The organism is Pseudomonas sp. CBS (genome assembly GCF_024734645.1).
GTDB lineage: Bacteria > Pseudomonadota > Gammaproteobacteria > Pseudomonadales > Pseudomonadaceae > Aquipseudomonas.
Window position 1 is genome coordinate 4,180,713 of record NZ_CP102929.1, and the last position, 24,252, is coordinate 4,204,964.

Consider the following 24,252-nt stretch of genomic DNA (forward strand, 5'->3'; position numbering starts at 1 on the left):
GGCTCCTTTTTCTTTAGGTCGCGATCAACCTTCAAGAATCGCTGCGTACCCTTCGCGATAACTTGGGTATCGCGGCGCCCAGCCCAGCGCCTTGGCCCGGGCGTTGCTGCATTGCTTGCTACCGGCCCGCCGTACGCTGGCGTTCTCGGCCCATTCGGTCACGCCAAGGTACTCGCGCAACCAGGCAACCACCTCGGCCAGCGGGGCCGGAGCATCGTCGACGCCGATGTAGCACTTATCCAACACACCGCCCTGCTCCACGTGCCGCAGCAAAAACGCCAGCAAACCCGCTGCGTCATCCGCGTGAATCCGGTTGCCATATAAAGGCGGATCAATCGCCACGCGATAACCCTGGCGCACTTGGCTCAACAACCACTCCCGACCTGGACCATAAATCCCGGTAAGGCGCACGACACTGGCGGGAATCCCACTATTCAATGCCACTTGCTCGGCTTCCAGCATCACTTGTCCGGAATAACCGCCAGCCTTGGTCTCGGAGCTTTCGTCGACCCACTCACCGTTCTGCTGCCCATACACACTGCTGCTGGACACAAACAGCAAGTGCTTAGGCTCCTGGCCGTAGTCGTTCAACCATTCCAGCACATGCTGCAACCCTTGCACGTACGCGGCGCGATAGCCTGCTTCGTCGTGATCGGTGGCCGCCGCGCAATACACCAGATAATCCACTCCGCCCACCGGCCAGGTGTCGGGGCAGTCTTCTTTGAACAGATCGCCAGCAATCCCGATCACGCCCTCGGGAAGGCGCGAGACATCCCGCCGCAGGCCGTGAACCTCCCAGCCCTTGGCCAGCAATTGGGTGGCCAGACGGCTACCGACATCGCCGCAACCGGCAATCACCACAGAAGGCGCAGACATCACAAAACTCCATTCTTAAAGGTCAAGATTAGCCCCCACAGATGACCAGCGGCCAGCAAAACGACAAATAAAGTAACTGTATTACTTCTGTTAACAAGAATTACTTGCAATAATAACCGCCCATTTGTCCTCGACCCGTTACGGTCTGGAAGGACGCTCACTCATTTTTTCTCTCAGGTCCGGCCAGCATGACACGCAATAAATTCCCCGCTTCGCCAACCAAGCCTCACAGCCCATCCCGCGCCTGGCGTGCGATAGCTGCAGTGCTGTTCAGCGTTCTGCTGGCACCGACCGCCGCGTTCGCCGACAACACCGCACCGGCCACCCCGCCGGCTGCCACTGCGCCAGCCTCCGAGCAAAACGCTCCTGCACCAGCCGCCGCACCCGCTGCCACCGACCCGGCCCTCGCCGCCGAAGGCGTACCGGCTGACGATTCCGGCGTTGTGCTGGAAGAAGACAACAGCCTGGGCATGGCCCACGACCTGTCGCCCTGGGGCATGTACCAGAACGCTGACATCATCGTGAAGATCGTGATGATCGGCCTGGCCATCGCCTCGATCATCACTTGGACCATCTGGATCGCCAAAGGCTTCGAGCTGCTGGGCGCCAAGCGTCGCCTGCGCACTGAAATCGTCCACCTGAAAAAAGCCACCACCCTTAAAGAAGCCAGCGAAAGCGCGGCGAAGAAAGGCACCCTGGCACACCTGCTGGTACACGACGCACTCGAAGAGATGCGCCTGTCCGCCAACACCCGTGAAAAAGAAGGCATCAAGGAACGCGTCAGCTTCCGTCTTGAGCGCCTGGTTGCCGCCTGCGGTCGCAACATGAGCAACGGCACCGGCGTGCTGGCCACCATCGGTTCCACCGCGCCCTTCGTCGGCCTGTTCGGTACCGTGTGGGGCATCATGAACAGCTTCATCGGCATCGCCAAAACCCAGACCACCAACCTCGCCGTCGTGGCTCCCGGCATCGCCGAAGCCCTGCTGGCAACGGCACTGGGCCTGGTTGCCGCGATTCCTGCGGTCGTCATCTACAACGTCTTCGCCCGTTCGATCGCCGGCTACAAGGCCCAGGTGTCGGACGCTTCGGCAGAAGTCCTGTTGCTGGTCAGCCGTGACCTCGATCACCTGCCTACCGAGCGCAGCTCGCAACCGCATATGGTGAAAGTGGGGTAATCGGCCATGGGCCTGCATTTGAATCAAGGCGACGACGAGCTCGTCGAGAACCACGAAATCAACGTCACGCCGTTTATCGACGTGATGCTGGTGCTGCTGATCATCTTTATGGTGGCCGCACCACTGGCTACTGTGGACATCAAGGTCGACCTGCCCGCCTCCAGCGCGAAACCTGCGCCGCGGCCGGAGAAGCCGATATTCCTCAGCGTCAAGGCGGACCAGCGTCTGTTCCTGGGCGAAGAAGAAGTCAAATCCGAAACCCTGGGCGCGGTGCTCGACGCCAAGACCCAAGGCAAGAAAGACACGACGATCTTCTTCCAGGCCGACAAGGGCGTGGACTACGGCGACCTGATGAGCGTGATGGATGCCCTGCGGGCAGCCGGCTACCTCAAGGTAGGCCTGGTCGGACTTGAGACGGCAGCCAAGAAATGATCACGACGCGCCACAAACTGACGCGTTATGGCACCAGCCTCGCCGTCGTGCTGGGCGTCCACGCCGTCGCGATCATCATCGCGCTCCAGTGGTCGGCGCCACATAGGGTCGAGCTGCCTCCGGCGGCCATGGTCATCGACCTGGCACCGATGCCGGCGCCACCACCTCCGGCACCGCCGAAGGTGGTAACGCCGCCGCAACCACCCGCGCCGGTGGAAGAGCTGCCATTGCCGAAACTGGCCGAGGCACCAAAGCCGACGATCCAGGTGCCAAAGCCGGTCAAGCCCAAGCCAAAACCACAGCCGCCAAAACCTGTGGAGAAGAAGCCCGATCCGCCCAAGGAAAAACCTTCCGAAGAGCCGCCGAGCGAAACTCCGCAGAACAACGCGCCTACGGAGAAGTCCGCTCAGCCACAACCCGGCCCTTCACCGCAGCAGATCGCGGCCAAGGCCACCTGGGAAAGTACCCTGCTGGGCCACCTGCAGAAGTACAAGAAGTACCCGCCAGGCGCCCAGGCGCGTGGCAAGGAAGGCCTGAACCGCCTGCGTTTCGTGGTAGATGCCGATGGCAACGTGCTGTCCTATGAACTGGTGGGCCGCTCCGGCAACGCCGATCTGGACCGCGCCACCCTCGACATGATCCGCCGTGCCCAGCCGCTGCCCAAGCCGCCGGCCGACATGTTGAAAGGCGGCAGCATCGAGATCGTTGCGCCGTTTGTTTACAACATCGAAAAACGTCGCCGGTAATCCTCTCCCGTGGGCACTCTCGAGTGCCCACGGCTGCTTCGTCTCCCCTGCCTATCGCCGCAAGCTGAACCCCAGTTGAACAGGCCTCAACCTAACTTTATCTTCACTTGTAACATTTAAAGACAAAGCCAATCATCCGCGAATCGTTCTCATTAGCGGACATTCGGCATGCCCAACCTTGCCCGACTGGCTCTTCTCCTACTGGCTTTTCCCGTCGCAGCGCAGGCGGATCAGCTGGTCACCCTGGTCATTCAAAACCACACCTTCAGCCCCTCGACGTTCGAGGTGCCTGCCGGTGAGCGTTTCCGCATTCAGCTCACCAGCCACGACGAAAGCGTCGATGAGTTCGAAAGCTATGACATGAAATTCGAAAAAATCATCGTCCCCGGCAACACCGTTACGGTGTTTGCCGGCCCGCTGCATCCCGGCACCTACACCTTCTTCGATGACTATCACCCCGACCAGGCCAAAGGCACGGTCACTGCTGTCGCGGCCAAGGAGTAAGCCATGCTGGCCTGTCTGTTGATCGTGTTTCGAGAAGTGCTGGAAGCCGGGATCGTGGTGGGAATTGTCATGGCCGCCACCCAAGGCCTGGCCAGACGCGGGCTGTTCATTGGTGGTGGAATCGCGGCCGGCGTGCTCGGTGCCGGCATCCTCGCGCTCTTTACCGGCGCAATCACCCAGGCACTGCAAGGCTTCGGCCAGGAAATCTTCAACGCGGCCATCCTGGTGGTTGCCGTGGTGATGCTGGGCTGGCACAACCTGTGGATGGCCAGCCACGGTCGCGAGCTGGCAACCCAACTGCGCAGCGCCGGCAATGCCGTACTCACTGGCGAAAAATCACTCTGGGCCCTGGCCGTAGTGATCACCGTGGCCGTGCTGCGCGAAGGCTCGGAAATCGTGCTGTTCCTTTACGGCATCGCCGCGTCGAGCCAGGCAGACCCGCTCTCGATGCTGACCGGCGGCGTGCTCGGCATCGCTGCCGGGGCCGCGTTGTCCTGGCTGATGTATCGCGGCCTGGTCGCCATCAGCCTCAAGCGCCTGTTCTCGATTACCGGCTGGATGATCGCCTTGCTTGCCGCCGGCATGGCTGGCCGGGCCGCCGCGATCCTCGCCGGTATCGACCTGATTCCCGCCTGGGGCTACCAGCTCTGGGACACTTCCTGGCTGGTCTCCGATGGCAGCCTCACCGGCCGCGCGCTGACTGCGTTGGTGGGCTACACCGACCGGCCGCTGGGCGTCCAGTTGGTTGCCTGGTCCGTCACCCTCGCGCTCCTGGTGCTGGGTAACCGCTTACTGCATTCACGCCCGACACAATCACGTTAACCGCCCCAGGAGCCCCACCATGAAACCTTTGCGCAATCCCTTGGCCGCCGCACTGCTACTTGTCAGCGCCGTGGCCGCTTCCTCCCTGGCCCAGGCCCGCGAATACCCGATTGGCGGGCCCGTCCAGGTCAACGACATGGAAATCGCCTCCTCCTATCTGGTGGGCATCGAAATGGCCCCGATGCCACCGGGCATGGTGATGAGCAAGGACTCGGTGCACCTTGAAACGGACGTGCACGCCACCGCCGACAACAAGTACGGCCTGTCCAACGGTGAGTGGGTGCCCTACCTGACCATCACCTACTCGCTGGTCAAGCAAGGCTCGCCCGACTACAAGGAAATCGGCACCTTATTGCCGATGGTGGCCAAAGACGGCGCTCACTACGCCAACAACGTGAAAATGGACGGCCCCGGCACCTATACCGTGGTGTTGCGCTACGAAAGCCCGCAAATCAAAGGCTTCTTCCACCACGTGGACAAGGAAACCGGCGTACCGGAATGGTGGGGCCCCTTCACCAAGACCTTCACCTTCAAATACCCGCAAAGCTGAAAGCATGAACGCGACACCTGATTACCAGGTGTCGTAAACCCCATGCTGTCTGATAACGTGCGTCTATCGATTGCAGCCGGTATGCTTGGCCCGCAACCTCATGGACGCCCGCTATGACTCTTACAGAATTACGCTACATCGTTACCCTCGCCCAAGAGCAGCACTTCGGCCACGCGGCCGAGCGTTGCCACGTCAGCCAGCCGACGCTGTCGGTGGGTGTGAAGAAGCTTGAAGACGAACTCGGTGTGCTGATTTTCGAGCGCAGCAAAAGCGCCGTGCGCCTCACGCCCGTCGGCGAAGGCATCGTTGCCCAGGCCCAGAAGGTTCTGGAACAGGCCCAAAGCATTCGCGAGCTGGCCCAGGCCGGTAAAAACCAGCTGACCGCCCCGCTGAAAGTCGGCGCCATCTATACCGTCGGCCCATACCTGTTCCCGCACTTGATTCCGCAACTGCACCGCGTCGCGCCGCAGATGCCGCTGTATATCGAAGAAAACTTCACCCACGTGCTGCGCGACAAACTGCGCAACGGCGAGCTGGACGCGATCATCATCGCCCTGCCGTTCAACGAGGCAGACGTGCTGACCCTGCCGCTCTACGATGAGCCGTTCTACGTGCTGATGCCGGCGTCCCACCCCTGGACGCAGAAAGACACCATCGACGCGGGCCTGCTCAACGACAAGAGCCTGCTGTTGCTGGGCGAAGGCCACTGCTTCCGCGACCAGGTGCTGGAAGCCTGCCCGACCCTGACCAAGGGCAATGACGGCGCCAAGCACACCACCGTGGAATCCAGCTCCCTGGAAACCATTCGCCACATGGTCGCCTCTGGCCTGGGCATTTCGATCCTGCCGCTGTCGGCGGTCGACAGCCATCACTACGCCCCCGGCGTGATTGCCGTGCGCCCACTGACGCCGCCGGTACCGTTCCGGACCGTGGCCATTGCCTGGCGCGCCAGCTTCCCGCGGCCGAAAGCGATTGAAATCCTCGCCGACTCGATCCGCCTGTGTTCGGTGGCCAAGCCGCCTGCTGCGAGCTAAGTAACGGTATGACTGAGCTGTCGCAGGTGTCGGTGACGGCACTCAAGGGTGTCGGGGAGGCCATGGCCGAGAAATTGGCCAAGGTCGGCCTGGAAAATCTCCAGGACGTGCTGTTCCACCTGCCCCTGCGTTACCAGGACCGCACCCGCGTGGTGCCCATCGGCCAGTTGCGCCCTGGGCAGGACGCGGTGGTTGAAGGCACCGTCAGCGGCGCCGATGTGGTGATGGGCAAGCGCCGCAGCTTGGTGGTGCGCCTGCAAGACGGCACCGGTGGCCTGAGCCTGCGCTTCTACCATTTCAGCAACGCCCAGAAGGAAGGCCTCAAGCGTGGCACCCGCGTGCGTTGCTACGGCGAAGCTCGGCCCGGCGCGTCGGGGCTGGAAATCTACCACCCGGAATACCGCGCCATTACCGGCGACGAACCGCCGCCAGTGGACACCACCCTCACACCGATCTACCCGCTCACCGAAGGCCTGACCCAACAGCGCCTGCGCCAGTTGTGCATGCAAACCCTGACGATGCTCGGGCCAAAAAGCCTGCCCGACTGGCTGCCTCAGGAACTGGCGCGCGACTACCAACTCGCACCGCTGGATGATGCGATCCGCTACCTGCATCACCCACCTGCCGACGCCGATGTCGACGAGCTGGCCCTCGGTCATCACTGGGCCCAGCATCGCCTGGCGTTCGAAGAACTGCTGACCCACCAACTGTCCCAGCAACGCCTGCGCGAAAGCATGCGCTCCCTGCGCGCACCGGCAATGCCCAAGGCTACGCGCCTGCCCGCGCAATACCTGGCCAACCTGGGGTTTGCACCGACGGGCGCCCAGCAACGGGTCGGCAACGAAATCGCCTACGACCTGAGCCAGAAAGAACCCATGCTGCGGCTGATCCAGGGTGACGTGGGCGCGGGTAAAACCGTGGTCGCCGCCCTCGCCGCCTTGCAGGCACTCGAAGCGGGTTATCAGGTTGCACTGATGGCGCCTACCGAGATTCTCGCCGAACAGCACTTCATCACCTTCAAGCGCTGGCTCGAACCACTGGGCCTGGAAGTCGCGTGGCTGGCCGGCAAGCTCAAGGGCAAGAACCGCGTAGCCGCCCTGGAACAGATCGCCGCTGGCGCCCCGATGGTGGTGGGCACCCACGCTCTGTTCCAGGACGAAGTGAAGTTCAAGAACCTGGCGCTGGTGATCATCGACGAACAACACCGCTTCGGCGTGCAGCAGCGCCTGGCCCTGCGCCAGAAAGGCGTGGGCGGCCGCATGAGCCCGCACCAGTTGATCATGACCGCCACGCCGATCCCTCGCACCCTGGCCATGAGCGCTTACGCGGACCTCGACACGTCAATCCTCGACGAACTGCCGCCGGGCCGAACGCCGGTCAACACGGTACTGGTCACTGACACCCGCCGGGTCGAAGTGATCGAACGGGTGCGCGGTGCCTGTGCCGAAGGGCGCCAGGCGTATTGGGTGTGCACGCTGATCGAAGAGTCGGAAGAGCTGACTTGCCAGGCTGCCGAAACCACCTATGAAGACCTCACCAGCGCCCTGGGCGAACTCAAGGTCGGGCTGATCCACGGTCGCATGAAGCCGGTGGAAAAAGCCGCGGTGATGGCCGAGTTCAAGGCCGGCAATTTGCAGTTGCTGGTAGCAACCACCGTGATCGAAGTCGGCGTCGACGTGCCCAACGCCAGCCTGATGATCATCGAGAACCCCGAGCGCCTCGGTCTGGCCCAACTGCACCAATTACGTGGCCGCGTCGGCCGGGGCAGTGCTGCCAGCCATTGTGTGCTGCTGTACCACCCGCCGCTGTCGCAGATTGGCCGTCAGCGCCTGGGCATCATGCGTGAGACCAATGATGGTTTCGTGATCGCCGAAAAAGACCTCGAACTGCGCGGCCCCGGCGAAATGCTCGGCACCCGCCAGACCGGCCTGCTGCAATTCAAGGTGGCCGACCTGATGCGCGACGCCGACCTGTTGCCCGCCGTGCGCGATGCCGCCCAGGCGTTGATCGAGCGCTGGCCGGAGCATGTCAGCCCGCTGCTGGATCGCTGGCTCAGGCATGGGCAGCAATACGGCCAAGTGTGACGCTGACCCACCGTAGGAGCGAGCCTGCTCGCGAAAAACCTGAGGGCGCCGCGTTGAATCAGGATGCCCGCATCATCGTTAACGACCTTCGCGAGCAAGCTCGCTCCTACACATGCCTGCAATAGCCGACAGTGTCACAAACCGCACTTAGACGACCCTCACTTGTATCAAGCTGGTTATACTCCAATGACTGTAGGAAATTGGATTCAGGCCATGTCAGAAGTTGCCCTCGCCACAGCCCCACCGACCGCACCCTCGGTGATTCGGACGCTGCTTGCAAAGCTCGCCATCAGCTACACGGAAGTTGCCGAACGCCCTGGCCTGAACCCGGCACAGAAGGTTCAGGCCGTGCTGCTCGACGATGCCGTGGGTGCACTCATGGTGCTGTTTCCGCAGAATCAGCTGCTGGACCTCAACCGCCTGGCCGAACTCACCGGCCGCCGCCTCACGGCGGTGTCGCCGGAGCGCCTCGAGCGCATGCTCGGCAAACACAGCCTGAGCCTGCTGCCTGGCCTGCCACCGCTCACCAGCTCCCCGTGCCTGTACGAAGAAAGCCTGTTGCGTGAGCCAACCGTACTGGTGCACTCGGGCGAGGCCGGGCTGCTGCTGGAGATTTCCAGCGACGCCTTCAAGAGCATGCTGACCAAAGCCAGCGCCGCGCATTTCGGCGAGCCGCTGAGCAGCATCCGGCCGAACCTGGATCGCCCCAACGACGACCGCGAGGAAATCACTCAGGCGATGCAGGCGTTCACCGCCCGCCGTATCCAGCAGCGCCTGGAAGCGACCATCGAGATTCCACCGCTGGCCGACACGGCGCAGAAGATCATCAAGCTGCGGGTCGACCCCAACGCCACCATCGACGACATCACCGGCGTGGTGGAAACCGACCCGGCCCTGGCCGCCCAAGTGGTGAGCTGGGCCGCATCGCCCTACTACGCCTCGCCGGGCAAGATCCGTTCGGTGGAAGATGCCATCGTGCGCGTGCTGGGCTTTGACCTGGTGATCAACCTCGCACTGGGCCTGGCCCTGGGCAAGACGTTGAGCCTGCCCAAGGACCACCCGCAGCAGGCCACACCGTACTGGCACCAGTCGATCTACACCGCCGCCGTCATCGAAGGCCTGACCCGCGCCATGCCCCGCGCCCAGCGCCCGGAAGCCGGCCTGACCTACCTGGCCGGCCTGCTGCACAACTTCGGCTACCTGTTGCTGGCCCACGTCTTCCCGCCGCATTTCTCGCTGATCTGCCGGCACCTGGAGGTCAACCCGCACCTGTGCCACAGCTACATCGAGCAGCACCTGCTGGGCATCAGCCGCGAGCAGATTGGTGCGTGGTTGATGCGTTATTGGGACATGCCGGACGAACTGTCCACCGCCCTGCGCTTCCAGCACGACCCGACCTACGACGGCCAATATGCGGAATACCCGAACCTGGTGTGCCTGGCCGTGCGCTTGTTGCGCAGCCGTGGCATCGGCTCCGGGCCGCATGAAGATATCCCGGACGAACTGGTTGAGCGCCTGGGGCTGACCCGGGACAAGGCAGAGGATGTGGTGGCCAAAGTGCTGGATGCGGAAACGTTGTTGCGCGAGTTGGCGTCGCAGTTCAGCCAGGGATAAATCGGGCGCCTGTTACACCGTATTCGCGAGCAAGCCCGCTCCCACATTCAATCCCATTCCAAAGTTGGAACTCGGTCGAATGTGGGAGCGGGCTTGCTCGCGAATGCAGGCGACGCGGTATTGCTGAAGAAACCCCTAGCCTTTGGGCTTTTTCTTCGGCTTCAAATACTTGGTCAACCCCTGGAACCAGATCACCAGCGCCGGGTTGCCCTTGATCTGGATCGACTTGTCCTGAATCCCCGTCATGAACGCCAGTTGCTTGTTCTTCGCCTGCATCGTGGCGAAGCCGTAGGCGGCATCCTTGAAGGCAATGGCAAACGCAGGCGCGGGATGAACACCCGAACGGCTGGTGATGCGCTGGTCTTTGACGATGAAGTGACGGGCAACCTTGCCGTCGAGGGTCTGCAGCTGGAACGCCAGGTCCTTGTCACCCAACTGCTGCTGGAACGCAGGGTTGGTGCGGCTGGCTTTGCCCATCAACAGGCCAAGCATCCAGAGAAGAAAACGAAATTTCATGCACACGGCCTCAGTGTAATTATTGGGTGGCCGCAGCAGTTTAACGATTTGTGCAAATAACGCTACCGATCTCCCGTTTTAGCAGGAGATCGGCTGGCGTTTAACGCTTATAGCAACAACTTGGCTTAAACGTTAGGGCAAGGAACCGGTGCCCAATCCGCCAGGTTTGGATCACGGCAAGTGCCTTCGATCTGCGCTTTACCGGCGCTGGCAACCTGCTTGCTTTCAGCTTGCTTGGTCTGGGCGGTCTGGATGGTTTTCTCGGTGGCTACGGCTTCTTTCGGCACGGTAGGCAGTACCGGCTTCTTCGCGACTTTTACCGGCTTCTTGCCTTTGGCTGGCGTCACCACCTGCGTGGTATCGGCAGTCGCAACAGTGACGACGTCAGCACGTTGTACGCCCACTTGTTGCAGGTCCTGCTCGTAAGCCTGGGTGTAGTTGTTCAGGTCTTCGCTGGCCTTGCCATTCACCGCGACGATCAGGTCGTTGGACTCTTTCAGGCCCGAGACGATTTCTGCCAGGCGCTTGCGGCCTTCGGTGTCGTTAACGGTCTTGGCCTTGCGGTCAGCTACCAGTTTGGTGAATGCGCTCTGGTAGCACTGCTGGGACGCCTTGGCGTACGCGGTGCTGCGGTCGATGTCCGAAGCGCGCTTGTTGACGTCGGTGGCGTAGGACGCGATGCGCTGGTTGTCATCGGTGATCTGCTTCTGGCGCTCGGTGTAGTAACCCGCTGCACCACCTGCCAGGGCGCCGCCCGCTGCACCGATGGCGGCGTTGCGGCCACGCTTGTCGGAGTCGCCGGTCAGGGCGCCCAGCAAGGCACCACCGGCCGCACCGATTGCAGCGCCGGTGACGACCGACTTGGTCAGGTCCGAATCGGTAGCGCGCAGGTGCTGCACCGGCTCGTAGCAGTTCGGGTAGTACTCGACCTTGGTGGTCGAGGAGACCTTGGAGGTCGGCGACGTTGCACAACCGGTCAGCACGGTGCTGAAACCAGCAGCGATCAACAGCAGATGACGCTTGGAAACTGCCTTACGGGAAAAAATCATCGTTGTGTTCTCTTTTAAGTTTGACTTGCCCAGCACGGCCCACCGCCGCCTGAGTCCTTTCCAAGCTCGCCATACAACCAACGGTCAAGACCGCTGACCGCTCGCTGCGAGCAATTCCTTCAAAATCGTCGCCGGGTCGGCCCGCTGTTGCTTGCGGTAGTTGCCCACATGGCGAACGAATAACGTCGCACGCGTCACCAGGCTCTTGCCCAGTACCGGCTTGCGATCCAACTCTTCCTTGATCCGTTGAAACTGCGCCTGGATCACCGCATCGGTGTAGCGCGTGCCGGTGGCCAGGTTGTCGATATAGATCGCCACCGCGCCGTCCAGCGCGCTGCGCCCATTGGTGATGGCCGTGGCGAACAGTTGCGCGCTGGCTTCGTCCTTGGCGTCGATGGCCTGCTGACGGCTCTTCTGCAAATTGATCAGGCGGATGTTGTAGTTGTTGATGGTCTCGGCCACCAGGGCCGCAGACTGAATCAGGTTGCCGGCCGCTTCTTCGCGCTGCTGGGCGATCAGCGAAACGTTGCGCTTGAGCTCTTCGTTGACCAGCCCAAGCTCGGCTTGCAGGCGCGGGTCGACGCTGGCGGCGATGATGCTGTCCAGGCGCTTGGTCGGGTCCTGGGCGTCATCGATGGCGTCGGTCAGCGAAGCCAGGCGGCCTTCTTTCTGCCACTGGGCGAACAGCTCCTTGTAGCGCGAACGCGGTGCCGACAAGGCGCCAATCGCCACGCGAAAGCCGGTGGTCTCGTTGCTTTGTTCGGTGCCGTCAGCGGCGAACAACGGGTACTCGCGGCGCATGCCGGTGAACAGCGTGCCCTCGCCTTCCAGGTAGTTGCCTCCCTTGACCACGAACCCGCCATAGGTGCCCTGACGACGCCCGGCGTGCACCAGTTGAAAGGATTCCTGGACCATTTCCGCCGCGTTGCCGATCACATCGAACATGCCGATCGGGTTGGGCAATTTGGTGCCGATAGGCATCAACCGCGCCGCTTGGCCGGTGCCACCGGCGACCTGGTTGAACACCGCATAATCGGCGAGGGGGCCGTCGCTTTCGCTGCCCTCGGTGCGCCGTGGGAACAGCCGGCCTTCCAGGTCCTGACGGCTGACCGCTTGGCCACCGCGTGCGGCAAACTCCCACTCCACTTCGGTAGGCAGGCGCACAAAGCCCAGGCCGCCGTCATCTGCCGAAGCCCCGCGACCACTCACCGGCAACAGCTCGCGGTGGTATTTCATCAACCACGCGCTGTACACCGCCGAGAAGCGTTCCGCCTCAAAGCGCGACAGCTTGACCTTGGGCAGGCGCGCCGCCATGCCGGTGGGTACGTCGCACGCCGGGGCCGGCTCGCCACTGGCCAGGGACTGCGCCTGGGACATGACCTGCGCGTATTGCCGTGCGGTGACTTCGTACTTGCCGATGAAGTACAGCATCGGCTTGAGCGGGGTCTTGGCGTCGGTCTTGGGCATCAGCGGCGCGATGACCTTGTTCCAGTCCTTGGGCAGGTCCTTGAGGGTGAACTGGCCGTTGATAAAGTCCCGGCGATAACCGGAAATAAACGACTGCTGGTAGCCCGCCTCGCCCTCGCTGAACGGGTAGCCGAGGCTGATCTCGCGGTCATCCAGGGTGCCCTGGGCCAGCACGTAGGCGTAGCGGAACACCATGTTGCCTTCGCAGGGCAGCGGCAGGCTGACGTCATCCGGCAACGGCTTGGGGTTGTCCAGCTTGTCGCTGGCCTCATCGGCCCAGGCCACGCAGGACAGGGTCAGCGCCACGGCGGCGCCCAGTAACTTATACATCTCTGATTCCTTCAGAAGCCTGGATACGCGCCACACGCCAACCGCCACAGGCCGCCGCCACGGCGCTGACGCCAAGGACAGCGGCCAAGGCCAGGCCGTAATGATGCGCCAGCAGATGACTGGCGTACTCGCCTGGCACCTGCACGAATAATTGATTCAGACCTGACTGCGCCAGGCCATACAACACGCCACTCAATACAGCGGCAAACCCCGCGCTGTAGAGCGCCTGCAACACCACGAACAGCAACAGCCCGGCGGTGGAAAACCCCAACAGCCGCAACACCGACAGCTCCCGGCGCTTGCGTGCAACCGATGCCAGCGCACCGGCAAAGATCGCGGCAAACGCGCCCGCCAACGCCAGCCCGGCGATGATCCAGAACACGATCGACAGGTTGCGGCTCAACGACTGCACCTGGGCGATGGTCTGTGCCTGGGTCGAAACCAGCAGATTCTGCCCGGCGAAATACACCCGCAGCGGTTCCACATCCATCAGGCGCCGCGCATACAAGCGGAACGCCGGGTATACCCGCTGCTCGCTGACGCCCACCGCATCGCCGTCCCAGCCAAACGCCGGCACCGCGCGGCCATCGCGATAATCTTCCGCCGCTTCCAGCAAGCCCAAGGGCGCAAACAGTCCATCCCGGGCGAAGGCTTCCAGCGGCAATACGTGCAGCACTTGAACCCGAGTGCGCTGCGACTCGACCCGCCCCGCCACTTGGCGACCAAAACTGGCCTCCAGCCAATCCCCGGCCTTCGCCCCGAGCTTCTCGGCAGCGGTGTGGCTCAGCACGATTTGATCCAGGCCCTTGGGCATCGGCATGCCGGCCAGCAATGGATCGTTGTCGGCGGTCGGCAGCATCTCCACCGTCACGGCGCCCAACTGCGCCGTCGCTGCAATCTGCCGGGTGCGCGGCAAGGCAAACGCCACGTCATTGCGCTGGCGCAGTTGCTCGACAAATTCACTGCTGAATCGACCACCGCCCAACGGAATAATTTCCCGGGTGGCCGGGTCGTTTTCCAAACGTTCGGTCAAACTGCTGACCAGTCCATATTTCAAGCCAAATAACACCAGCAGCGGGGCGATCACCGCCACCAGCGCGAGCACCGAACACACCGACAGCCACGCATCGTTGCGGTAATCCTGCCAGGCCAGGGAAGCCACCAGGGCGATACGCATCAGCAGGCCTCCCCGAGGGTCGCGGTGACGCCGCCGTCGGTGTCGCGACGGCAACTGATGCGCCGCACCTGCAAGCCACTGGCCCGAGCCAGAGGTTCATCATGGGTCGCGATCACGCAGCACGCGCCGTTATTCCGGGCCTGGGCCAACAGCGCCTGCATCACCCGCTCGGCGTTCAACGGGTCAAGCGCAGCGGTGGGCTCATCCGCCAGCAACAGCTGCGGACCGTGGGCCAGGGCTCGGGCACAGCTGACCCGCTGACGCTGGCCGACGGACAACGCCGCCGGCTTCTTATCCAGTTGATCAGTGATTTCCAGCTGCTCGGCCAACCGCGCCACGCTGCCATCGTCCCTCAACCCCAGGAGTTGCCGCGACAATGCAATGTTGCCGCGCACATCGAGAAAACCCAGCAGGCCGCCGGTTTGCAGTACATAACCCAGGTGCCGACTGCGCAGGTTCGCCAGCGCACTTTGCTGATCGCCGCGCCAGAGCCCGGCGATGTCGACGCGGTTGAACTCGAACTGCCCGACCTGATCCGGCGCCAATACCAGCGCGAGCAAATCCAACAAGGTGCTCTTGCCACAGCCACTCGGCCCGACCACCGCCAACTGTTCACCCGCACGCAGTTGCAGGCCCGGTATCACCAGGCTGTAGCGCTGGGCACCAACGCCCCGGCTCTTATGCACTGCGCTCAAGTTCAGCATTACGGCAGCGTCGACAACGGCACGCGGTACAACGCATCACCCGGCTCGGCATCGCCGAAACGGACCCAATTCGCCACGTCATTGTGGAAGGTTTCGTAGAGGCGGATCTTCGAATCCAGCTCGTCGATAAAGTCTTCCTGCTCGGCCACGCTCAACGACAGCCACAAGTCCTGGGTCATGTTCAGCGACTTGCTGCGGTACGGCAGGCCTTCCAGGTACTCGCCCAGGATGCCGCCGTCCGCCAGGTTGCCGCCTTTCTTCAAGGCCTGTGGATCGCGGCTCATATAGGCCGAGGCGCTGGCGATTTCCTGGAAGAAATCCTTCGGTGAGGTCTGGGTTTTACGCGCAGCGTCGACGATCAGTTTCAAGGACTGCTGCAAATCGTTGAGCTGCAATTTGGTCAGCATCACGCACACCTGAAAGGCCGGTAGCGCGGTGTTGGTCAGGTCGCGGTCGGCGGTCCAGGCACTCACCAGTTGCGGCGCCTGGCTCGCGGTTTTGCGGCCGAGGAAATCCATGTGCATCGCATAACCAACGGCGGCGGATTTGTCCGCCAGGGTCGGCGCGGTGCTGAGCAGCGGCACCGGCTGCGGCGTGTTGCTGCGCACCTGATGCACCAGGTTGGCGAACACCGTACCGATCTCGTCGACCCGTTCACCGAACTTGCGCACATCGCCACCGGGCACCGGCGTGTACAGGTCGCCGATCTGCGGGTTGGCGTCGGCGGTGAGGGTGCGGTACTGGGTTTCGGCGCCGCTGTGGGTTTTCTTGCCGGCGTCGGTACGCAGGTGCAAAGCGTAGATCTTGATCTGCTTGCCCAATGCAGCCTGACGTACTTCGGCTTCGTTCATCTGGGTGGTGGCGAACGGGTCGTTCTTGCGCAACGCACCGGCGTCAGTCACCAGCAGGATCAAGCGTCCGCCGTAGCCGGACCAGTCCATGCCCTCCACCGCCTGCATCACACCGGCGAACGCGTCTTCGTTGAACGAGTGGCTGGACACCGTGGACGCCTTCACCTGGCGCGCCATGTCGAGGAAGCGTTGCGGGTCGCGGCCCTGGTCGAGGGTGATCAGGGTCTTGGCCACGTATTCCAGGCCCGGGGTTTTCTTGATGCTGTTGCGAAAACCCACCAGCCCAAAGCTCACACTGTCCAGCTCGCCACGCTCGGCGATGCGGGTTTGCAGCTCGTGGACCACGTCGCGAACCTGGTCGATGTAGGGCTGCATCGACACCGTGGTGTCGACCACCAGCACCACGGCGGTGCGAAAGGCGTCGGCGTTGGCATCGGTCACCGGCGTTCGGCCGACAGCCTTGGCGATGACATTAGGCGTGTTGCCCGGGTCGATGGAGGCAACGTTGAGCAACTGCACCGGCTGGCCGTTTTCGTCGAAGCTCTCTTTGGAGTCGAAGATCGGCAACAGGTAGAACTGGTTCTGCGGAACGGCGCTGGCGCTGGGTTCCAGGGCCAGCACTTGCTGATTGTCCTCGCTGTTTTTCTGCACCTTGAGCAGCAGGTTTTTCGCCGCCGCCGGATCAGCCAACAACTTTTCCACTTCTGCGGATTGGCGCAGGAACATCACCGGCGCCCGGCCCGAACGTTCAGTGAACTTGAGCACCAGGCTCTGCTTCCAGTCGCTGACTTGGGTGGCCGGCAACCAGCCGTCGCTACGCCCGTCGGTGGCGGCGCCAACACGCAGCCACGGGCTGCCGTCGACGTCCTTGCGCTGGTAGACGTAGAGCACGGAAAACGCCGGCAAACCTTCGCCTGCCGTACCGCCCGCGTCACTCGACAATTTCGCGCCGGGCTTGCTCAGTACCCGCTGGAACAGGGTTTTCTTGCCAGCCATCAGCAACGGGCGTTGGCCGCCGTCGGCCTGCGCCGCCACCGGTTGCGCGGCAGGCGGCGTGGCAGTCGGTTTGGCGGTCTTGGCCGCCTCGACAACCGGCGGCGCGGCGGGCGCATCATCTTTCAACCACCAGTAGCTCGCGCCCCCAATCGCCAGCGCCACCGCCACGGCAACCGCTGCCAACGCCAGCACCGGCCCACGGTTCTGTTCGGACACGGCGGAGTGTTGCGTCGGCGTCACCACCGGTTGACGCACCGGTTGCGGCTGCGGCTTATCGGTCGGGATTTCGATGGAGACCGGCGTGAGTCCGGCCAGGTCATTCGAGACCGCCACCGGAATCGGCAGAGGCCGAATCAACGTCGCCTCGACCTGCTCTTCCTTCGGCAACTGATCCAACGCCCGCAACAACGCCGCCGCATCCGGGAAGCGTTCCGCCGGGTCTTTGGCCAGCAGCTTGCGCAGCACCTCCTGATAACGCCCATGGTGCACCGGCAACTCCGGCAGCGGTTCAGTCAGGTGCGCCAGCGCGGTGGAAAGCGCATCGGTGCCGTTGTAAGGCAGCTTGCCCACAAGGATTTCGTAGAGCACCACGCCCAACGCATACAGGTCGGCGCGACCATCAATCTCCTGGCCCCGGGCCTGCTCCGGGCTCATGTAGCTCGGCGTGCCGACGGCAAATCCGGCCTGGGTGAACTGCGTGCGGTCATCCAGGGACTTGGCGATACCAAAGTCCGACAACACCGCCGTGCCATCCGCGCGGAACAGAATGTTCGCCGGCTTCACGTCACGGTGGACCAGGCCCTGGGCGTGGGCATAACCCAGCGCCGACGCGATCTGGCGGATATACGTCAGCCCCTGCTCCGGCGTCAGGCCGGCGGCGATGCGCTCCTTGAGCGTGCCATTGGGCAGGTATTCCATGGCCATGTAATACAGCTCACCGACATTGCCGATGTCATGGATGGTCACGGTATGCGGGTGGGACAGGCGCGCCAAAGTCTTGCCTTCGCGCAGGAAGCGTTCGCAGAAGCTCGGGTCGGCCGCCAGCGCTGCCGCCATGATCTTCAGCGCCACCTTGCGCTCCAGTGACCGCTGGGTCGCCAGGTACACGCTGGCCATGGCGCCAACGCCAATTTCGCCTTCGATGTCGTAGCCGGGAATGACGATGTTCATGTCGACACCTTCACAACGATGGCGGTGATGTTGTCCGGCGCGCCGCGATTGAGCCCCAGGTGCACCAGGCTGCGGACGATTTCGTCGGGCTCGGCATGGCTCAACACTTCGCGAATCTCGTGGTCTTCGACGGTCCTGTTCAGGCCGTCGCTGCACAGCAGGTAACTGTCGCCGGGGGCGATCAACAGGTCGACCGACGACAACGCCAACTGTGCTTCCACGCCAATCGCACGGGTGACGATATTCGCCCGTGGATGCACCCGGGCATCGGCTTCACTGAGCAGGCCGCTGTCCTGCAAGTCCTGCACGTAGCTGTGGTCGCGGGAGATGCCTTCCAGCACGCCGTCCCGCAGGCGGTACAGGCGGCTGTCGCCGGCCCACAAGCACACACCGCGCAAGCCTCGGGTGGCAAGCAACACCACGGTGCTGCCCATCATGCTCACGCCACGGTGGGCGGTTTCTTCGCGCACCGCGCCGTTGACCCGCAACAGGTCGCTGCGCAACGCCGCCGTGTATTCCTCAAGGGAACGGCCGACGGGAATACTGCGCAGGCTGTCGACGATCAGGCTGCTGACGTAGTCCCCGGCCGCATGCCCGCCCATACCGTCGGCCACCACCCACAGGCCGTTTTCCGGCAGGTCGAGGCAGGCGTCTTCATTGACTTGGCGAACCATGCCGACATGGCTTTTGCTGGCGGATTTGAACGTGGACCGCATCTACACAACACCTTCTTGGCCAAGCAAAAATTGCGCAAAATCGTCGGCGGCAGGCAGGCCCTGACACCGCAATAAACCGGGGGAAATCTGTTGCGAACCCCGCCCCCACCACAGGCTCGCGCCTTCGCAGGCCTGTTCGGCAAGCGCAGTCATCCGCGCTTGCGGGTCTGTGGCAGCGACGCGTTGCAGGCCGGCAAATCGGCTACCCAAGGTGCGTGGTTGGCAGGCCGGAGCGCCGAGGGATTCGATGCCGTCGCTGAAACCTTCGAAGGTGGCACCGGCATCCAGCGTGCTCAGCAGCAGCTCTTCCACCTGCTCAAACCAGGCGTCCGGGCCGCCGATGATGGAGGCCGGATCGCTGTCGTGATCCAACAGCGCAGCCACCGTCAGCGGGAAATAGCGCCCCACCCGGTCGATGCTCGGCATCACCACGCCCACCGCCGCGTCCGGCCCGCACACACCCGGTGCCAGCACGAAACGCCACAGCGGGCTGACCAGGTAAGCGTTCAACCAGTCAGCCCCGAGACGGGTCTGGCTGGCGAGTAATCCGGACGCCAGCCAGCTGTCCCAAGGGCCGATAAAGCTCTGGGGCAGCGCGCGGCTGACAAAGTCGCCGCGGCTGGCCAACTTGCCGTAGAAACCCAACGTGGTCATAGCCGCTCCGGCAGGCTGAAGCCGTTAAGCACGCGGCTCTTGAACGGGTTGAAGGCGCTGTTGGCCCGCAACTCGTAGGAGATGCTCGCGCCGTCGACCCGCAGGCGCAGGTTGAAACGGTCCGGCGAATTACCGGCGGTCAGGTCTGATTGTTCCAGCAACCGGAACCACGCCCACGGGCCATCCAGCGTCACGCCGGAGCGCCCGCTGGCCGACGGCGGCATGATGGAAATGCGCACCACGCCAATGCTGCCGGGATTCGGCCACTGCATCGCAACCGGGCGGCTCGGGCCGTGGTCGTAGCTCAGTTGTTGGCCGTCCAGGTCCAACAGGAACTGGGTGATGGTCGCGTCCATCGCCACCGGCTTGAGCTCAAAGCGCACGATCGGCTGGGTGCCACCGGCGCGGAAAAACGCGTCACGAATGGTCGCCGCGCGCTGGAACGTTTGCAGCACACCCGGCGCGATGCCGAGTTTCTGCGCCGCGCCCGGCTGCCAGCGCCAGGTTTGCGTGGAGGTGTCGACGTAAGGTTGCAGGTACTTGCGGAAGTAGTTGTCCATCACCCCGCCCACCCCAAAGAACTGCCCGAAATCATCCAGGGTCGCGTCCCGCGCACTGCCAGGCGACATCGGATAACGCCCGGCCAGGGACTGGCGATACACGTTCACCACTTCACTGACCCACGCCGCATTCAACTGGTTACGCACCCCGCCCATCATGCTGTTGGTGGTGGAGTTGACCACCGACTTGACCATGCCCTGCACCAGCGGCGGCTGGCGTTCGGCATTCAGGCTGACCCGCGTGGCCGCAGCCGCCGCCTGGTTTTTCGCTTCGCCGAGCAACGCATCGCCGCTGGCGCCGACCATGGCGCTGACCTGCACATACAACGCATTCATGTCCGCCAGCAGGCTATCAATGGCCGCCGGTTCGCCTTCGTTCTTGCTGACGATGCTGTTGAGTTCGGCGAAGTGCGCCGTCACCGGATCTTCACTGGCCGCTGGTGCATTCGCAGTTGGCTGGTCCTGGCCAAGCAGGCTGCCGAGGCGTTCCTTGAGCTTGTCCACGCCACCTTCCACCGGCGCGCCCTTGGCGGCCAGCAGGCGTTCTTCCGCCTGCAGGTCGGTCTCCTTGGAGACTGCCACCAGCAGCTTCTTCAGCGGCGAGGTCGGCCCGGAAATCACCCGCAAAACGTCGGCCGCCTGGGCCACGCTGGTGATCGGCACAAAGTCGATGTCAGCCAGCAAGGCGTCCCACTGGCGTTGATAGTCCTGGAAGTACAGGCGACGCACGTCCGCCGCGAGGCTGACCACGTTCTGTTGATCGGCCGGCTCGCGGCCCAGCACCCATTGCTCTTCAGCGAGGGTGCCGGTCTGGTTCAGGCTGGTCAGCAGGAAGCCCTGGCGATAACCCTTGGCGGTGAAGAAGCCGCTCAACGGCTCACCCAACGGCTTGCCACTTTTGCGACTGAACACCAGCGCGGCATCGCGGCCCGCCGCTTCGTTGATGCGAAAGTCCGGCACGCCTTCCGGCAGTTTCTGGCGCTTGATGCGGTCGTAGACGCGCTGGGCCACCGGCAGTTGCTGCAGTTGCCGGCGCAGATCGTCAATCAAGCGCGGGTCCAGCCGGGCGCTGGGCGGATGCCGCTCGAACAAGGCCTGCAAGTGCCCGATCAGAGCCTGGCGTTGGTCCGCCGGCAGGTCGCGCGGCAGGTTGCGGTCCCAGTCCAGGGCGATCCAGGCCTTGATGAAGTCCGGGTCGTAATGCTCACTGTCAGCGAGCATCAGGTAGGCCTTCAAGCCTTCATAGAGGAAGTCGGAATTGCCGCCGCCGTGCAGTTGCTCTTCGATGCGCGTCACCAAACGGGGCGCGAACACGGCGATCAACAGCTTGCGGTAGACGCTGGCGGATTCGGCTTCGAGCATGTCGCCCTGATACAGGCCCAAGCCTTCGGACCAGCTTGGCGAGTCCCCCGCCAGGTTCTTCACCGCATTGAGCAACGGCAGCACCGCCAGTACTTCGCGTTGCGCCGGGCTCAGGTTCTGCACGGTCTGGCCCAGCGGTGCGACCTTCTGGTCAACCTGGGCGATGTAGGCCTGGTTGGCGCGATAACTCACCCACCACAGCGTACTGACCACCAGCACCAACGCCACGGTTGCGGCCAACACGCCACGGGCAATCCACTTGCGACGGCGCTCGACCTTCGGGTTGACGCCCACCAGGCCACGCTCGGCAAACGCCACGGCGGTGAACAGCTTTTCGATGAAATAGCTGCGCCCGGTGCCGGTCTGACGCGCCAGGTGCTGGCGGTCCAGGTTCATGCTCTGGGCCATGGCGCCGATCAAGCGGTCAATCGGGCTGCCTTCCTGGGTGCCGCTGGTGAAGTACACCCCGCGCAGCAAGACCCGCTCTTCAAAGGCGTTGGGTTTGAACACGCCTTCAAGGAAGCCTTGCAGGCAATCCTTCAACGCGCCGAACTGCTGCGGGAAGCCGTAGATCAGGTCGCGCCGCGCCGGGTCGCGTTCCTGTTGCAGGCGTTCCACCAGGCGCTCGTTGAGGCGCTGCTCCAGACCGGCGAATTCGCTTTGCAGATGGGCCAGCGGGCTGTCGCTGTTCTTGCCGTCGTCCAGGGCGAAGGTCATGCCCCACACCTGGGCGCGCTCTTCCTTGCTCAGGTTGTCGAAGAACTCCATGAAGCCCGGTACCAGGTCGAGCTTGGTGAGCATCAGGTAGATCGGGAAGCGCACGCCCAGTTGGGTGTACAGCTCCTGGATGCGCAGGCGGATCGCGGCAGCATGGGCGGCACGCTCGGCGTCGCTGCCCAGCAGCAGGTCCGAGAGGCTGATGGCGATAAACGCACCATCAATCGGGCGCCGGGAACGCTGCTTTTTCAACAGGTCGAGAAAGCCCAGCCAAGCGGCTTTATCCACCGTGGAGTTGCTGTCCTGGGTGGTGTAGCGGCCGGCGGTGTCGAGCAATACGGCCTGGTCGGTAAACCACCAATCGCAATTGCGCGTACCGCCCACGCCCCGTACAGCACCGGCACCCAACTGCGCGGCCAAGGGAAAGTGCAGCCCGGAATTGACCAGCGCGGTGGTCTTGCCCGAACCCGGCGGGCCGATGATCACGTACCACGGCAGCTCATACAGGTTGCGGCGCTCGTCACCGCCCAGCTTGGCCTTTTTCAACAGGGCCAGGGCTTCGTCCATGCGCTGGCGCAGGGTCGCCAGCTCTTCGGCGGTGGCAACGCTGGCCGGGTCTGGCGGGGTTTCTGCGGCGAGGCTGCGCATCACTTCGGCGGCCTGGCGGCGGGCCTGGATAATCCGGAACACGCGGTAGGCAATCCACACCGCGAACACCAGGATGATCAGCGCCCAGCGGCGTCCTTCCGGCACCAGCACATCGAGCAGCGGCCCCACGAACCAGATGATCAGGCTCAAGGCGATCAGGCCCAGCAACGGGATCACCCAGCGAATCACAAAACTGAAAAACGCCTTCACTCGACCCCCTCCGCCAATACGGTGATTTCTACCCGGCGATTGCGCGCACGGCCTTCAGCAGTGGCGTTGGTCGCCACGGGCTCGGTGTCGCTACGGCCCTCGGCACTGAAGCGTTCCGCCTGGCCGGTCTTGGCCGCGAGAATCTCCAGCACCGACTTGGCCCGCGCCTCGGACAGCGCCCAGTTGGACGGGAACCGCAGGGTCGCAATCGGACGGTTATCGCTGTGGCCGGTGACCCGCACCTGGCCCTTGACCTTGCGGATGGCGTCGGCAATGCGCAGCATCAGTGGCTGGAAGTCATCGACGATGCTGGAGCTGGCCGAGGCGAACAGTTCATCGCCACGGATGGTCACCACGGAGCGGTCGACAGCATCTTCCACCGCCACGCGACCGGCCTTGATGTCTTCCACCAGGAAGCCTGCCAGGCGTGGCCGCTCGATGATTTTCGGCTGCGCTACCGGACGGTCGATGGCCTGCACCGGGATCTCGCCCAGGGCATGAATATTCTTGAACACCGGCTCGGCATCCGACGCCAGTTTCATCCGCAACCCGAACAGCAACGCCAGCAACAATGCCACGCCGATGGCCACGGCGATCCACGGCGGCATGAACTGCGCCAGGCGATCACGGGCCACGGTTACGCCGCGCCAGTGGGGCGACAGCTCGCGCTCATGCTCGCCACGGGCACTGCGAATTGCCGCCGCGGTACGCTCGCGCAAGGCTTCCAGCTGGCTGCGGCCGTCGTTCATCACGCGGTAGCGACCTTCGAAACCCAGGCACAGGCACAGGTACAGCAGTTCCAGCAGGTACAGGCGCTCCCGCGGGCTTTGCAGGCAGTGATCCAGCAATTGGAAGACCTTTTCGCCGCCCCAGGCTTCGTTGTGCACGGTGATCAGCAGGCTCTGCTTGCCCCAGTCACTGGCACTGCCCCACGGCGTACTCAGCACGGCTTCATCGAGGGCGGTGCACAGCGCGTAACGCGCCAGCAGCACGTCATTGCGGGCCACGCCGGCAGCCTCGGCACGCTCTTCAAACTGGCGCAGGTAGGCCAGCAATTGTGCGCGCAGGCTCGACGGCGCCGGGTGCGAAATCGTGTTGCGCAAGCGCGTCAGCAGCGACAGCAACGGGCCGGCGGCGCTTTCCAGCGGGTTCAGGCCCTGGGCCTTGCCGGTCAGGATCGGCGCAGCGGGCATCGACAGCGGCGCCGGCTCTGCGCGAACCGGCTCCGGTGCGCGGCCACCCGGGCGCGGCATGAACTGGGTGCGGTCATCATCATTGGGATGCATCG

General features: G+C 63.5%; 20 protein-coding genes. 9 read left to right on the forward strand and 11 right to left on the reverse strand.

Annotated elements, in window-relative coordinates; genetic code table 11:
• Nucleotides 1-24 precede the first annotated feature (24 nt).
• Complete coding sequence (locus NVB75_RS19270) at nucleotides 25-876, reverse strand: SDR family oxidoreductase (RefSeq protein ID WP_258342830.1); 852 nt, start codon at nucleotides 874-876, stop codon at nucleotides 25-27.
• A 188-nt stretch (nucleotides 877-1,064) separates the two neighbouring features.
• Here NVB75_RS19270 and exbB point away from each other — a divergent pair, with 188 nt between their 5' ends.
• The 9 genes from exbB (at nucleotide 1,065) to NVB75_RS19315 (ending at nucleotide 9,837) form a co-directional block, all read left to right on the forward strand.
• Nucleotides 1,065-2,051, forward strand: a complete 987-nt coding sequence (gene exbB / locus NVB75_RS19275; protein ID WP_258342832.1) for a tonB-system energizer ExbB — start codon at nucleotides 1,065-1,067, stop codon at nucleotides 2,049-2,051.
• Between the two features lie 6 nt (nucleotides 2,052-2,057).
• Nucleotides 2,058-2,483: a TonB system transport protein ExbD gene (gene exbD / locus NVB75_RS19280; protein WP_017476711.1), complete on the forward strand. Its 426-nt coding sequence runs from the start codon at nucleotides 2,058-2,060 to the stop codon at nucleotides 2,481-2,483.
• Complete coding sequence (locus tag NVB75_RS19285; RefSeq protein ID WP_258342834.1) at nucleotides 2,480-3,229, forward strand: energy transducer TonB; 750 nt, start codon at nucleotides 2,480-2,482, stop codon at nucleotides 3,227-3,229. The genes exbD and NVB75_RS19285 overlap by 4 nt, the downstream gene beginning before the upstream one ends.
• A gap of 168 nt (nucleotides 3,230-3,397) precedes the next feature.
• The gene (locus NVB75_RS19290; protein WP_076013159.1) at nucleotides 3,398-3,733 is read left to right on the forward strand and encodes a cupredoxin domain-containing protein; all 336 of its coding nucleotides are present in this window, start codon (nucleotides 3,398-3,400) and stop codon (nucleotides 3,731-3,733) included.
• 3 nt (nucleotides 3,734-3,736) lie between these two features.
• Nucleotides 3,737-4,555 (forward strand): FTR1 family protein, encoded by an 819-nt coding sequence (locus NVB75_RS19295; RefSeq protein WP_177119976.1) that lies wholly within the window; start codon nucleotides 3,737-3,739, stop codon nucleotides 4,553-4,555.
• A 19-nt stretch (nucleotides 4,556-4,574) separates the two neighbouring features.
• Nucleotides 4,575-5,105 (forward strand): iron transporter, encoded by a 531-nt coding sequence (locus NVB75_RS19300; RefSeq protein ID WP_258342835.1) that lies wholly within the window; start codon nucleotides 4,575-4,577, stop codon nucleotides 5,103-5,105.
• 113 nt (nucleotides 5,106-5,218) lie between these two features.
• Complete coding sequence (locus tag NVB75_RS19305) at nucleotides 5,219-6,139, forward strand: hydrogen peroxide-inducible genes activator (RefSeq protein WP_003213305.1); 921 nt, start codon at nucleotides 5,219-5,221, stop codon at nucleotides 6,137-6,139.
• Nucleotides 6,140-6,147: 8 nt separating this feature from the next.
• Nucleotides 6,148-8,223 (forward strand): ATP-dependent DNA helicase RecG, encoded by a 2,076-nt coding sequence (gene recG / locus NVB75_RS19310; protein WP_017476717.1) that lies wholly within the window; start codon nucleotides 6,148-6,150, stop codon nucleotides 8,221-8,223.
• Nucleotides 8,224-8,436: 213 nt separating this feature from the next.
• Nucleotides 8,437-9,837, forward strand: coding sequence for an aminoacyl-tRNA deacylase and HDOD domain-containing protein (locus NVB75_RS19315; RefSeq protein ID WP_258342836.1), 1,401 nt, complete (start codon nucleotides 8,437-8,439; stop codon nucleotides 9,835-9,837).
• 135 nt (nucleotides 9,838-9,972) lie between these two features.
• Here the strand turns inward: NVB75_RS19315 and NVB75_RS19320 are convergent, their stop codons facing one another.
• The 10 genes from NVB75_RS19320 to NVB75_RS19365 all read right to left on the reverse strand — a co-directional run bounded on the left by NVB75_RS19320 (nucleotide 9,973) and on the right by NVB75_RS19365 (nucleotide 24,250).
• On the reverse strand, nucleotides 9,973-10,353 hold the full coding sequence (locus tag NVB75_RS19320; RefSeq protein WP_008439448.1) for a hypothetical protein: 381 nt from the start codon (nucleotides 10,351-10,353) through the stop codon (nucleotides 9,973-9,975).
• A 125-nt stretch (nucleotides 10,354-10,478) separates the two neighbouring features.
• Nucleotides 10,479-11,402 carry a type VI secretion system-associated lipoprotein TagQ gene (gene tagQ / locus NVB75_RS19325; protein ID WP_258342837.1) on the reverse strand — a complete coding sequence of 308 codons (924 nt, stop codon included), beginning with the start codon at nucleotides 11,400-11,402 and terminating at the stop codon, nucleotides 10,479-10,481.
• An 84-nt stretch (nucleotides 11,403-11,486) separates the two neighbouring features.
• A complete protein-coding gene (locus tag NVB75_RS19330) occupies nucleotides 11,487-13,199 on the reverse strand; it encodes an SUMF1/EgtB/PvdO family nonheme iron enzyme (protein WP_063033839.1) in 1,713 nt (570 codons plus the stop codon).
• Nucleotides 13,192-14,376: an ABC transporter permease gene (locus NVB75_RS19335; protein WP_258342838.1), complete on the reverse strand. Its 1,185-nt coding sequence runs from the start codon at nucleotides 14,374-14,376 to the stop codon at nucleotides 13,192-13,194. Before NVB75_RS19335 ends, NVB75_RS19330 begins: the two co-directional genes overlap by 8 nt.
• Nucleotides 14,376-15,080: an ABC transporter ATP-binding protein gene (locus NVB75_RS19340; RefSeq protein ID WP_258342839.1), complete on the reverse strand. Its 705-nt coding sequence runs from the start codon at nucleotides 15,078-15,080 to the stop codon at nucleotides 14,376-14,378. Before NVB75_RS19340 ends, NVB75_RS19335 begins: the two co-directional genes overlap by 1 nt.
• Nucleotides 15,080-18,097 carry a serine/threonine-protein kinase gene (locus NVB75_RS19345; protein ID WP_258342840.1) on the reverse strand — a complete coding sequence of 1,006 codons (3,018 nt, stop codon included), beginning with the start codon at nucleotides 18,095-18,097 and terminating at the stop codon, nucleotides 15,080-15,082. Before NVB75_RS19345 ends, NVB75_RS19340 begins: the two co-directional genes overlap by 1 nt.
• Entirely contained in the window at nucleotides 18,094-18,813 is a 720-nt protein-coding gene (locus NVB75_RS19350) for a PP2C family serine/threonine-protein phosphatase (RefSeq protein WP_258342841.1), read from the reverse strand. The genes NVB75_RS19345 and NVB75_RS19350 overlap by 4 nt, the downstream gene beginning before the upstream one ends.
• Nucleotides 18,814-19,467: a type VI secretion system-associated protein TagF gene (gene tagF / locus NVB75_RS19355; RefSeq protein WP_258342842.1), complete on the reverse strand. Its 654-nt coding sequence runs from the start codon at nucleotides 19,465-19,467 to the stop codon at nucleotides 18,814-18,816.
• The gene (gene tssM, locus NVB75_RS19360) at nucleotides 19,464-22,964 is read right to left on the reverse strand and encodes a type VI secretion system membrane subunit TssM (RefSeq protein WP_258342843.1); all 3,501 of its coding nucleotides are present in this window, start codon (nucleotides 22,962-22,964) and stop codon (nucleotides 19,464-19,466) included. Before tssM ends, tagF begins: the two co-directional genes overlap by 4 nt.
• On the reverse strand, nucleotides 22,961-24,250 hold the full coding sequence (locus NVB75_RS19365; RefSeq protein ID WP_063033833.1) for a DotU family type VI secretion system protein: 1,290 nt from the start codon (nucleotides 24,248-24,250) through the stop codon (nucleotides 22,961-22,963). The genes tssM and NVB75_RS19365 overlap by 4 nt, the downstream gene beginning before the upstream one ends.
• Between the last annotated feature and the right edge of the window lie 2 nt (nucleotides 24,251-24,252).